We start from the raw sequence: 12212 nt of genomic DNA, 5'->3' as shown, positions 1-12212 counted from the left end.
AAGCCATGTTGGTTGTGGGCTCCGCGACTCGCACCCGCGCCGAGCAGCACATGGTACGAACCGTTCCTGGCCGCTGTCTTAAGGGAGTGAAGCTGACTTGTGGTCAGCAGGGACTGAAGGTCTGGCAACGTGGCTCCTTCCGCTCGCCGCGCAGGGCACATGGAGGTTATGGGCAGCGCGGCTTACCGCCCCAATCGTCCCATGACGAAGGCGGCGTGATCACGATTCAGGAAGGTTTTGCCGGACCGGGAGTGCGGTCGTTGTGGTAGTCAAGGACGGCCAGTGTTCTGGAGGTTGCCGCGGCCCCTGGGGCTGTGGCAGGGGAGGGTGCACCACCGATGAGCATAATGTTGTTGGTCGTTACGGGCGGTCTCATTGTGGCCGGTATCGGGCTGCAGGTCTGGGCCTCCGGGCCAAGGGGGCAGGGCAGGCGATACGCACTGCAGTTGCCCGCTGTACTCCTCTACTCGCTGGCGAGCGCGCTCTTCCTGTACTCGATCTTCCCGGACTCAGTCTCGGAGGGGCGAGCTATGGGGTTCGGGCTCGGCGGCGCCGCCGGGTTCGCCGGCTTCTTCATGCTGGCCTCGTACGCCTGGCTTTCTAGGACGAGACCCCACGACGAAACGGCGAGCGCTCTCAAAGTCGCCACGAAAGAGAACGCTCGGCTGCGCAAACGCCTGGACAGTGCCCTGGCAGCTCACGACGCACCGGTGCCGCCGGCTCGCAGCTCTCGGTACGAGACTCCGCTCAAGGGCAGCCGTAGGCACCAGCTCGGAATGATCACTGGGAATCTGGCGAACGTGCTGGGAGTGGACGTGTGGGTGAATCCCGAGAACACCCGCATGGAGATGTCCCGGATCACCGAGTCGACGATCTCTGCCACCATTCGCTATCACGGAGGGACCCGAGACGTAGCTGGCCATCTCGTGGGGGACCATATTGCTCTGGAGCTCGCCGAGCAGATGGCGGACCATACCCACGTTGCTGCCGGTCAAGTCCTGATCACCGGGCCGGGCGAGCTCCGCGAGAGCCATGGGGTCAAGCGCATCGCCCATATCGCGGCGGTAGAAGGGGAGCCGGCCTCGGGATTCCGCCAGGTCATGGACCTGGAGCGATGTGTCCGGAATCTGCTGGGTGAGGTGGACCGTCTAAACGAGGCCGGGGAGGGGCTGCACTCTGTTGTGCTGCCCCTGCTGGGAACCGGGGGTGGAAACAGTGATCTGGGAAGGACAGCAGAGGAGCTGGCGTCCGCCGCCGTGGGCTACTTCCAGGGCCATCCGGCCTCCGGGATCCGCACTGTCTACCTGCTGGCCTACACCGATGCTCAAGTCGAGGTCTGCCGATCCGTGCTCGCCGTGCTGCCGGAACTGAACGGTTTGGCCAGGAAGTGATGGGACTGCCCGATGTCTCCCTCCGGAGGGCAGCTGGGCGGCGTCAGCTTGCGTCCTTGAAGTGGTGGGGCGATCGAGTCGCAGTTGCCGAATTGCGGGCGCGGCCGTAGGACGAGGTTGCACCCGTTCTCGAGCGGGGGGGGGGCTGGCCAGCGATGAAGGTGCTTGGCGGGCACTCTGGCCACTCCTGGCCACCGAATGGCTACAGTCTCCGCGACGGGCTTCGTGGTACCGGAAGGCTGGGATCGCTATTCGATCGTACGAGCCGTTCTCGCCCGACGACTCCGGCCTCATCCGTGTGGTCAGTCGATGTCGGGGTCATCGGACTCTTCGAGGTGGCGGCTCGCGGGGGCGTCGGCCACTCCACGGCCCAGGCGCGCAGAGCGCTAATGGTGGTCTCGCCGAGGCCGTAGGCGGTGAAGGCTTCGTCGTCGGTTCACTCTGCGCCGGTGAGGTTCGCCTGGACGTCCTCGCGCTCGAGGCGGCCGCGGGCGTGGCGTCGGCCGAACTCTTCCAACTCGGCATTCGTCCAGCGGCGGGACGCGGCGAACACGTCGATCAGGTCGCGGGGCGCTCCGCGGCCGGCGAGGACACGAACCTTGGTCCCGATCACGTCGTCTTCGGCGAGGACAGGCCCGTACGGGCTCTGGGTGACGGGCCGCCAGAAGATCTCTTTGAGGATGTCCACCTCCCACTCCTGCCCGGTGGCGGGGTACGTCACGGTGAAGCGAGCGGACAGCGGGGGCAGTCTCCAGCGCCTGTACCTTCCAGCCCCGGGCTGTCAGGCCCCTGCGGAGTGCGCAGTACGGGCCACAGCCCCAGGAGCAGATCCCGGTTGACGTAGTAGGGCAGGTCGTCGTGCAGGCCCTCGTGCAGGACGGTGCGGTACAGGCCCATGCGCTGGCGAGGGTTGTCCAGGTCGTAGGCGGTCATCCCGGACCATGCCAGATACGGCGGCAGCTCCACGACGTCGTGGGCCGGTTCGTGAAACTCGTCCAGCAACTCCGGCAGACGGCTCCGGAACTTCTCCCAGTACAGCGCGAGGTCCTCGGCGTCTGCCCCGAGAGGTTTCTCGGTCCGGGGCCGGTGTGCTGCGGGTGGGAGGGCGTGCTTCCATTATGGCGGCCGCACAGGGGCGGGACTGGTGGCTTCGACGAGGGAGTCAATGTCACTGTCTGTATCCGTTGCGGAGAGAAGCAGCGATGCTCGACGGCAGGCTTTGTGGGGAACAGGGCAGGGATTGAGTTGCTGGCCCGGGCACGTGCCGTCGGCTACTTCTCCCCAGAGGCTCCCCAGAGCCCCCAATTGGTGGTTTGTGAAGGGGCCGCAGAGGCAAACCATGCGCGCGGCGCGAGTGGGTCGGCCACCTCTAGAGCCAGTCCCGCCGCTTGAAAATCACATACAAACCGGTACAGACAACCCCCATCAGGCCGATCGCGAAGGGGTACCCAAGGCTCCAGTTCAACTCAGGCATCTGCTCGAAGTTCATGCCGTAGATGGTTCCGACGAGTGTGGGTGCAAAGAGGATTGCGGCCCAAGCTGAAATCTTCTTAATCTCCTCGTTCTGCTCGAAGCCCGCCTCCGCCAATGCCCTCATCTCCGCGTTCTGTTCCTGGGTGACGAGGGTCGCGTTCACGGTGAGGATGTCGGTGAGGGCCTGGCGGAAGCCGTCCACCTGTTCGCTGGTGTGGGTGACGTGGTCGGCCACGTCGCGGAGGTAGCGCTGGAGTTCCTCGTCCGTGCCGTACTTCGCGAAGCCCGCCATCAGGCTGTGCAGCATGCCTACCAGGGGGCGGGTGGCGCGCTGGAACTCGACCATCTCGCGGGAGAGTTCGTAGATGCGGCGGGAGACCTTCGGGTCGCCGCGGAAGACCTCCGTCTCGATCTCGTCGATGTCGGTCTGGACGCCGGTGACGACGGGCGCGTAGCCGTCGACGACCGCGTCGAGGATGGCGTACAGCACCGCCTCGGGCCCGAGTTTCAGCAACTCCGGTGTTTCCTCCATGCGTTGGCGGACCGCCGAGAGGTCGGGGGCCGCGCCGTGCCGGACGGTGATCACGAAGTCGGGGCCCACGAAGACGTGCAGCTCGCCGAAGTCGACCTCCTCCGTCGTGTCCAAGTAGCGGGCCGCGCTCAGGACCACGAACAGCGTCTCGCCGTAGCGCTCCAGTTTGGGCCGCTGGTGTGCTTCCATCGCGTCCTCGACGGCCAGCGGGTGGAGGTCGAACTCGGCTGCCAGGGAGAGGAGTTCGCCTTCGGTGGGGCGGGCGAGGCCGATCCAGGCCATGCCGGAGCGCTGTTCGCGGAGTTCGCGGAAGGTGTCGGCGAGGGTGTCCGGCGCGGAGACGCGCACGCCGTCCCGGTACAGGGCGGCCTGGACGACGCTGCCCGTGTCGGACGGTTCCGGGGGTGGCGCGTCGGCCGTGGACGCCGGGGTCTCGGGGGCCGGTTCCGGTGGCGGGGCGGGTGCGCGGCGCCAGCCGGTGCGTCGGCCGGCCCTGCCGTTCCTAGAGGTGGGGCGGGCACGTCGCTGGGGCATGCGCGGCTGCCTCTCGGTCGAACCTACGTCTGCGTGATCGCGGAGCGGGATCAGGGCAGGAGCAGGATATACGCGGCAAACGACCTTGGCGTGGGGACCGCGTCCCGGATTCGGTGAGAGTTGCGGACACGCCCTGTCCGCAACCGCCCGTAGCGTGGAGAACGTGACCAAGGAGAAGACCCCGGCTGACGAGAAGACCCCGGCCGAAGCCAGGACCCCGGCCCGAGCCAAGCCCTCCAGCAGAACCGAATCGCCCACCCCAGCCAAGTCCCCCACCGGAACCAAATCCCCCACCCCCGTCCTGACCCCCCGCACCCTCAACCGCGCCACCCTCCACCGCCAACTCCTCCTCCACCGCTCCACCCTCTCCGCCGGCGCAGCCGTCTCGCATCTCCTCGGTCTTCAGGCCCAGAACGTGAAACCGCCCTACTACGCCCTCGCCGCCCGCCTCGACGGCTTCGAGCCCGAGGCGTTGTCGCGCATGATGGCCGAGCGGGAGGCCGTCCGGATCGTCACTCTTCGCTCCACCATCCACACCCACACGGCGGACGACGCCCTCACCCTCCGCCCGTTGGTGCAGGCCGCCCGTGACCGGGAGCTGGGCGGCTTCCGCAAGGGGCTCGTCGGGGTCGACCTGGACCGGCTCGCCGTCCTCGCCCGGGAACTCGTCGAGGCCGAGCCGCGCACGATGAAGGAGCTGCGGGAGGCGCTGCTCGTCGAGTGGCCGGACGCCGACCCGCAGGCCCTCGCGATCGCCGCCCGGTGCAGGCTGCCGCTCGTCCAGGTCACCCCGCGCGGACTGTGGGGACGGAGCGGACAGGTGGCCCTGACCACCGTCGAGCACTGGCTGGGCCGCCCCGCCGAACCCGCGCCCGCCCCGGACGCCACCGTGCTGCGCTACCTCGCCGCCTTCGGTCCGGCCTCCGTGAAGGACATGCAGACCTGGGCCGGCCTGACCCGCCTGCGCGAGGCCTTCGAGCGGCTGCGGCCGCGGCTCGTCACCTTCCGCGACCCGAACGGCGTGGAACTCTTCGACCTCCCGGACGCGCCCCGCCCCGCCGCCGACACCCCGGCCCCGCCGCGCTTCCTCCCGGAGTTCGACAACCTGCTGCTCTCCCACGCCGACCGCACCCGGGTCGTACCGGCCGAGTACTGGGGCCGCACCTGGCAGGGCAACGTCGCCCACCGCACCCTCCTCGTCGACGGCTTCCTCGCCGGTGTCTGGAGACTCGACGAGGCCGACGGCCACCTCGTCATCGAGCCCTTCGGCAAGCTGACCAGGGCTCAGCGGAGCGAGGTCGTCGCCGAGGGGGCGTCGATGCTCGACACCCTGCACAAGGGGACGTCGTACGACATCCGGTTCGGGAGCGTCGTAGGGCCCGGGAAACCGTAGGCGGATCAGTCCGCCCGGCCCGTCACCGCCACCGTCAGCCCCAGCCCGATCATCGTGAATCCGCCCGCCCCGCCGATCAGGGACAGCCGGCGGTCGGAGCCCGCGAACCACGTGCGGGCCGCTGACGCGGTCAGGCCCCAGAGGGTGTCCGTGACCAGGCCGATGGAGATGGGGACCAGGCCGAGCAGGAGCATCTGGAACGGGACGTGGCCCGTGGAGTGGTTGACGAACTGGGGGAGTACGGCGGCGAAGAACACCACGCCCTTGGGGTTGGTGACGCCGACGAGGGCGCCGTCGAGGACCGTGCGGAGGTCGCCCCTGGGTTCGGTGGCCGGGCCCGCCCGCAGCGCCGACGCCTTCAGTTCCTTGCGGTGGCGGAACGCCTGGACGCCCAGGTGGACGAGGTAGGCCGCACCCGCGAGTTTCACCGTGAGGTAGACCGCGACCGAGCGCTCCACCAGCGAGCCGACGCCGAACGCGACCGCCGCCACCAGGACGTACGAGCCGAAGACGTTGCCGACCGCCGTCGCCACCGCCGTACGGCGGCCGTGGGCGAGCGCGCGGCCGATGACGAACAGGACGCTGGGTCCCGGGATCACGATCACCAGCAACGACATCGCGGCGAACGCGAGGAAGCGGTCCGTGGACACCATGCCTGTCACTCCTCTCCGTTCACTCCCGTCCGGCGCTCATTGAAACAGGCGTGGACGAGGCCCCTCTAGAGTCGGGACATGGAACTGCGGCAGCTCACCTATTTCGTCGCCGTCGCCGAGGAACTGCACTTCGGGCGGGCCGCCGAGAGGCTGCACATCGTGCAGTCGGCGGTGAGCCAGCAGATCCGGCGGCTGGAGCGGGAGCTGGGCGCCGAGCTGTTCGACCGTTCGCCCCGGCGGGTGCGGCTCACGGGCGCGGGGGAGCGGCTGCTGCCCGAGGCGCGGGCCGTGCTGGCCGCCGCCGAGCGCGCCCGGGCCGCCGTCGTCCCGCCGGAAGGGCTGCGGATCGGCACCAGCACCGGACTCGGCGCCCATCTGGACCGGGTGCTCGGCCTGTTCGCCGAACGCGCGCCGGACATCCCGGTCGAGCTGTTCTCCCTGCCCGTCGGCGAGCGGCTCGCGCGGGTCGCGGGCGGGCAGCTGGACGCCGCGTTCGTCCGGGCGGTGGAACCGGTGCCGGGCGTACGGGTGCTGCCGCTGTGGGCCGATCCGCTCGTGGCCGCAGTCCCCGCCGGGCATCCGCTCGCGGGCCGGCCGGAGCTACGAGTCGAGGAACTCGCCGCACTGCCCCTGGCCCTCACCGAGCGGCGGAACAACCCCGCCCTCGTCGACCTGGTCGTCGGCGCCTGCCGCGACGCCGGGTTCGAACCGCTCCCGGGGCCGGTGAACGGCTCCCTCCAGGACACCCTGGCGAGCATCGGCGCGCGCCCGCTGTGGACGGTCGTCTACGCCTCGCACGCGCGCGTGCTGCACACCCCGCGCGTGGCCTTCGTGCCGTTCGCGGCGCCCGGCCTCGCGCTGTCGACGGGCCTCGCCGTGCACGCGACGAAAGCGCCGCCGCACCTGGACGTCCTGCTGCTGGCCTGCGGCGATCACGGGAACTGATCGCTGCGGTCGCGGACTGCCTCTTGGTCGGGGACGGCCGGCGCGATGGACTGAGGTCGGCCGACCGGCCCACCGGTCCCCGCGGGCACACCAGGCCCGGCGGGGCTACAGATCAAGGGAGTTCAGCATGCCCATCGTGACCGTCCAGCAGGGTCCGCGCGACGTCGAGCTGAAGCGGGACCTCGTCAAGCGGGTCACCGACGCCTTCGTGGACGCGTACGGGATTCCCGCCGAGAGCGTGCAGGTGTGGATCCACGAGGTGCCGGCCGACAGCTGGGGCTCGGCGGGGAAGCTCACCGCCGACCGGTGACGGCGCCGGCGGCCGGGCGCATGGACAGGGCGCGTTGCGGGCTGCTCGTGGAAGCCCGCAACGCGCCCTGGTTCTTCCCTGAGGGATGCTCAGGAGTTCTTCCGGGTCACGAGTTGACCTGTGCGGTCACCAGGCTGGAGAACGTGGTCAGCCGGGTGTACACACCCGGGTAACCCGCCTCGGCACAGCCCTCGCCCCAAGAAGTGATCCCTGCCAGGACGCCCCCGATGAGCAGGGGACCGCCGCTGTCGCCCTGGCAGGTGTCTACGCCGCCGGACGTGTATCCGGCGCAAACCATGTCGGACGCGATGAAGTCCGAACCGTAGGAGCTCCTGCAGCTGGAGTCGGACACGATCGGGACGGTCGCGGTCCGCAGCTGGTTGGAGGAGCTGCCGTTCTCCGAGGTGGTGCCCCAGCCGAGGATGCGGGCGGTGGTGCCGGCCGCGTACACGCTGGTCTGGGTGGAGGAGACGTACGACGCCGTGGTGTACGGCATCGACGTCGACAGCGTCAGGACGGCCACGTCGTCGCCGTTGGTGGCGTCCGTGTAGCCGGGGTTGATCCAGATCTTGCTGACCTTGCTGACGGTGCCGTTCGTACCGTTGAGGTAGGTCCGGCCGCCGACCACGCGGACGCTGCTGGTGCTCTCGCCGACCATGCAGTGGGCGGCGGTGACCACCTTGGTCGCGGAGACGAGCGTGCCGCCGCAGAACTGGTTCTGCGAGGCGTCCGTGATCTGCATGACGAACGGGTACGACGTCGTCGTGGTCGTGGAACCGCCGACGATGGGCTGGGGGGCTGCCACAGCGGTGGGGGCGCTGAGCAGTGCGGTCGCTGCGGCAGCGGCGGCTGCTGCGACGACTGCGGTGGTTCTCTTTGCGCGGTTGAGCCCGAACATGAGTCTCCTCATTGGGTTGCCGGTGGGGGGTCGCGCGGGTGTGGGGGGTGCAACGGGGGTCGCGGGACCGACCCCCGTATGCCCGGGCGAGCGGCACACCCATAAGCTAGAACCCGGTGCACCCTGCTCCCAATGAGGGAACCCCCTAGGGGAGTTGGGCAGGGAAAACCCTCGGTCGCCGCACAGTAAACCCGTAGGTTCCTCAGTTCGGACGGCGCCCCGCCGCCAGTCGGACGATATCCACCCGGGAGCGGATCCCCAGCTTGCGGTAGACCCGGGTCAGGGTCGCCTCGACCGTCTTGACGCTGATGAACAGCCGGGCGGCGATCTCCCGGTTGGTGGCGCCCTCCATGACCAGCGCGGCGACCTGACGCTCCATCGAGGCCAGCCCGTCGAGCCCTTCGAGGGTCGGCGTGGGCGCGGGCACCGGCGTGGGCTCCGGCGGGCGCGCCACGACGGCCTCGTCCACCTGCCGCAGCCAGGGCAGCGCCCGGCACCGCCGGAACAGCCGGGCCGCCTCGTCGTAGGACGTTGGTCCTGGCTGTCCGGTGCGCAGCGACGCCAGCGCGAAGGCGGCCCGGGCCTCCTCCAGGCCGTAGCCCAGCTTGGCGAGTCGGTCCTGGACGGACGTCAGCTGGGCCACCGCCGCGTCGTGGTCGCCGCGTGCCGCGCGCACCAGGGCCTCGGCCCGGTCGAGGACGGCGAGGACGCTCTCACGGCCCAGGCGCAGCGCGCGCTCCCGGGTCACGTCGATGACGTCCTGGGCCTCGGCGCTCTCGCCGATCCGGACGAGGGCCTCGGCGAGGTCGCCGTGCCAGCGGCCACGGGCCGGGTCGGTCACCCCGAGGGCCTGCTCCAGTTCCCGGACCCGGCGCAGCGAGCGGACGGTCCCGTGCGCGTCGCCCGCGACCAACTGGGCGTATCCCAGGGCTCCGAGGGCACGGGACAGATACATCTGGTCGCCGTCCTCCTCGGCGTGCTCGACCGCCTCCCGGGCCAGGGCCAGCGCCTCGTCCACGTCACCGCCGGAGGCCTCGGCGAGCGCGGTGAGCATCGCGGACGCGGTCTGCCCGATGCCGGAGTCGCGGGCCAGCCGCAGCCCCTCGCGGGCCAGGTCGAGGGCCCGGCCGCAGTGCCCGGAGCGCAGTTCGGTCTCGGCGAAGCCGCGCAGGAAGTGCACCTCGCTCTCCACCGACCCGCGCCGCCGCACCTCGCGCAGCAGCGCGGTGATGGTCGCGCGGGCCTCGGGCAGCTGGTCGCTCATCACCAGCCAGCGGAAGCGGGCCGATCCGGCGCCGTTGTGATGGCACGCCACCCTCGGGTCCTGGGGCTCCTTCAGCGCGCGCTTGATGGTCAGGGGCGCGTCGGGGTGGCCCATCAGGGTCTCGGTCTGCGCCTGGAAGGAGAGCGCGAGGAGTTCGGTGCGCCGGTCGCCCGCGCGCGCGGCCAGCTCGGCGGAGCGCGCGGTCTCCGCGCGGGCCCCGGCGAAGTCGCCCTCCACGAGCAGGGCGCGCCAGGCGAGCTGGTAGCGGACCAGGGCGAGCAGCCGGGGGTCGTCGCCCGCGTCGGCGAGGGCCTGCGGGAAGACGGCGTCGACGTCCGCCATCGAGTGGCCGGCGGTGTCGATCACCATGATCCAGGCCCGCACCCGCTCGGCGGCCACCGAGGTCCGGGTCAGCACCTCGCGCGCGATGTCCCGGGCGAGGTCCAGTTCCCCGGCGGTGATCGCGTCCTCGGCGGCCTGCAGCCGGCGCTCGTCCGGGCCCGGCGTGCTGTCGCCGGGGGTGTGCCGGGCGGCGAGCAGTCCGAGTGAGGCGGCGACCGAGGGTGCTCCCCGGTCGCGGGCCAGGGTCGCGGCCTCGGCGAGCCGGGCGGCGACCTCCGGGTCGGTGCCGGTGGTGGCCAGGGCGAGGTGCCGGGCGCGCTCGATGGGGTCGGAGGCCGCCGTCGACAGCGCCGCGTGCGCGGCCCGCCGTTCCTGCGCGGGCGCCTCCGCGTACAGCGCCGCCGAGATCAGCGGATGCGCGAACCGTACGGCGGGACCCTCGGGTTCCGTTGCCAGCAGGCCGAGTTCGGCCGCCTGGGCGGTCTCCGCCTCCGCGTTCTCCCGGCCGGCGGTCTGGAGCAGGGCCACCGTGGGACGGGCGCCCGCGCTGGCGACCAGCAGGGTGCGGCGGGCCTCGGCGGGCAGCATGTCGAGCCGGCTCAGCACCAACGCGCGTAGTGAGGTGGGCACGGGCAGCGGTTCGCCGGGTCTCGGCGGGGTGGGGTTCTCGGCCAGCGCGCGGCCCAACTCCAGCGCGAACAGCGGGTTTCCGCCACTCGTACGGTGGATCTCGCGGACCGTGGAGCGCGGCAGCCCGGCGTACCCGCGATGGTCGAGCAGCGCCGACACCTGCGCCCGGGACAGCGGGCTGAGCCGGAACGCGAGGGTGTCGGGCGGTGACGCGCTCAGATACCGGTCGTACTCCTGGCCCTCGGTCCGTACCGCGAACACCATCTGCACCTGTGTGTCGCCGAGCCGCCGTGCCGCGAACCCGAGCAGCTCGGCGCTGGCCGGGTCGAGCCACTGGAGGTCGTCGGCCACGACGAGGACGGGACCGTCGGCCGCGAGGGCGCGCAGTGCGGACAGGACGGCCAGGCGCAGGGCGAGTCCGTCGCGCTGGAGGGAGGATTCGCCGCGTCCGGTGAGGGCGGACTCCAGTGCGGTGCGCTGTGCGCCGGGCAGCCGCTCGGACACCTCGTCGAGGACCAGACCGAGGAGGTCCGCGAGGGCCAGGAAGGGGAGATGGGATTCGGACTCCGTGGCCGAGCAGCGCAACACGGTGCGCGCCGTCTCGCCGTATTCCGCGGCCAACGCCCGCAGGAGGGTCGACTTTCCTATTCCGGCGGGGCCGTGGAGCAGCACACTGCCGCCCTCCGCGAGCTGGTCACGGGCGGCGGAGAACATGTCCTCCCGGCCGATGACCAGGTCGGGGCGGCACCTGGCAGGCTCCTTGAAGTCCCGTCGCACGGTCACCGCTCCCCTCGTGTGTCGTGTCCGGGCCAATATTAGGCAATCAGTCCTTGAAATTCGGATGGACGGGGTGGTGAGGGAAATAACAACCCTGCGGCATCAGGAAATTCAAAGCTCCGATGAGTGAATAGACGCTCGCCACGGGCGCCCGGCGCGGAGCCGTCGCGACCCCTCTCACGGCAGCACCCCCGCCCGCCGCGCCGCCACCACGGCCTCGCCGCGGGTGTGCGCCCCGAGCCTGCGCATCGCCGAGCGCAGATACCCCTTCACCGTCTCCGGCCGCAGCCCCAGCCGCTCCGCCGCCACCGCGTTCGTCGCCCCCGCCGCCACACACGCCAGGACGTCCAGCTCCCGGGGCGTCAGCCCGACCTCGCCGGTGGCCGCCTCCGCCGTCAGCAGACCGCAGGCCTCCAGCAGTTCGGCCCGCAGCGCCGGGTCCGGGATGCGCGGGGCCAGCGCCCGCAGCGCCGCGTGCGCCTCCCGCACCTGCTCCCACACCGCGCTCGCCGCCGGATCGGGGGCCGGTGCCGGACGCGCCGCGCTCAGCAGCTCGCGCACCTCCTCCCGGACGACCAGGGCCTGTTCGACGTCCCGGGCGGCCTCCATCGCCGCGCTCAGCATCCGGTCGCCGAGCGGCTGGGCGGTGCGCAGCGCGCCGTAGAGGACACCGCGGACGCGGCGGCGTACGACGACCGGGACCGCGAGGATCGCGCGCAGGCCCTCCGCGGCGACCGGGGCGTCGTACTCGTGGCTGATCTGCCGGGAGGCGGAGTAGTCGAGGACGGCGCACGGGCGGGCGAGGGCGACCGCCTTGCCGCCGAGGCCGTTGCCCGAGCAGACCGCGAGGGCGCGCAGGGCGGGGGTCGCCGTGCCGCTCAGTTCGCTGATGCGCATCTGCTGCCGGCCGCTCTCCACCAGGCCGCCGAAGGCCACCGGCAGCCCCGTCCCGCGCCGGAGCCGCACCAGCGCCGACTGAATCTCCACCATCCCTGCCGCGTCCGTCGTCACCCGCTCGCCCCTTCATTGCGGCCGCCCTGCTGCACACACCCCCGTACGGGGGTAGTGAG

General features: G+C 71.2%; 9 protein-coding genes and 1 pseudogene. 4 read left to right on the top strand and 6 right to left on the bottom strand.

Translation table 11 applies throughout. The features are described from left to right. The first annotated feature begins 338 nt into the window (after window positions 1-338). Window positions 339-1391 (top strand): macro domain-containing protein, encoded by a 1053-nt coding sequence (locus ACIPTO_RS03290; RefSeq protein WP_401189068.1) that lies wholly within the window; start codon window positions 339-341, stop codon window positions 1389-1391. A 302-nt stretch (window positions 1392-1693) separates the two neighbouring features. Here ACIPTO_RS03290 and ACIPTO_RS03285 read toward each other — a convergent pair. Both ACIPTO_RS03285 and ACIPTO_RS03280 read right to left on the bottom strand, forming a co-directional pair. Next, window positions 1694-2188: pseudogene (locus ACIPTO_RS03285) on the bottom strand (hypothetical protein); the annotation flags it as partial. A gap of 572 nt (window positions 2189-2760) precedes the next feature. Continuing rightward, a complete protein-coding gene (locus tag ACIPTO_RS03280; protein WP_401189066.1) occupies window positions 2761-3930 on the bottom strand; it encodes a magnesium and cobalt transport protein CorA in 1170 nt (389 codons plus the stop codon). Window positions 3931-4231: 301 nt separating this feature from the next. Here ACIPTO_RS03280 and ACIPTO_RS03275 point away from each other — a divergent pair, with 301 nt between their 5' ends. Beyond that, on the top strand, window positions 4232-5323 hold the full coding sequence (locus tag ACIPTO_RS03275) for a winged helix DNA-binding domain-containing protein (protein WP_401189687.1): 1092 nt from the start codon (window positions 4232-4234) through the stop codon (window positions 5321-5323). A gap of 5 nt (window positions 5324-5328) precedes the next feature. On the opposite strand, the gene ACIPTO_RS03270 is transcribed toward ACIPTO_RS03275, so the two are convergent. Then, window positions 5329-5976, bottom strand: a complete 648-nt coding sequence (locus ACIPTO_RS03270) for a LysE family translocator (protein ID WP_366311882.1) — start codon at window positions 5974-5976, stop codon at window positions 5329-5331. Window positions 5977-6054: 78 nt separating this feature from the next. Here ACIPTO_RS03270 and ACIPTO_RS03265 point away from each other — a divergent pair, with 78 nt between their 5' ends. Continuing rightward, window positions 6055-6921: a LysR family transcriptional regulator gene (locus ACIPTO_RS03265; protein ID WP_366311880.1), complete on the top strand. Its 867-nt coding sequence runs from the start codon at window positions 6055-6057 to the stop codon at window positions 6919-6921. A 127-nt stretch (window positions 6922-7048) separates the two neighbouring features. Further along, window positions 7049-7231 carry a 4-oxalocrotonate tautomerase DmpI gene (gene dmpI, locus ACIPTO_RS03260; RefSeq protein ID WP_401189063.1) on the top strand — a complete coding sequence of 61 codons (183 nt, stop codon included), beginning with the start codon at window positions 7049-7051 and terminating at the stop codon, window positions 7229-7231. 106 nt (window positions 7232-7337) lie between these two features. On the opposite strand, the gene ACIPTO_RS03255 is transcribed toward dmpI, so the two are convergent. From ACIPTO_RS03255 to ACIPTO_RS03245, 3 genes are all read right to left on the bottom strand, one after another. Continuing rightward, window positions 7338-8129 (bottom strand): S1 family peptidase, encoded by a 792-nt coding sequence (locus ACIPTO_RS03255; protein ID WP_401189061.1) that lies wholly within the window; start codon window positions 8127-8129, stop codon window positions 7338-7340. A 202-nt stretch (window positions 8130-8331) separates the two neighbouring features. Beyond that, window positions 8332-11148 carry an ATP-binding protein gene (locus tag ACIPTO_RS03250; protein ID WP_401189059.1) on the bottom strand — a complete coding sequence of 939 codons (2817 nt, stop codon included), beginning with the start codon at window positions 11146-11148 and terminating at the stop codon, window positions 8332-8334. Window positions 11149-11319: 171 nt separating this feature from the next. Continuing rightward, window positions 11320-12153 carry a helix-turn-helix transcriptional regulator gene (locus ACIPTO_RS03245; protein WP_366311872.1) on the bottom strand — a complete coding sequence of 278 codons (834 nt, stop codon included), beginning with the start codon at window positions 12151-12153 and terminating at the stop codon, window positions 11320-11322. Between the last annotated feature and the right edge of the window lie 59 nt (window positions 12154-12212).

This window comes from Streptomyces sp. NPDC090083 (assembly GCF_044747445.1).
Classification (GTDB): domain Bacteria; phylum Actinomycetota; class Actinomycetes; order Streptomycetales; family Streptomycetaceae; genus Streptomyces.
Note: the sequence above shows the minus strand (reverse complement) of the source record. Positions and strands in the feature narration are given on the sequence as shown.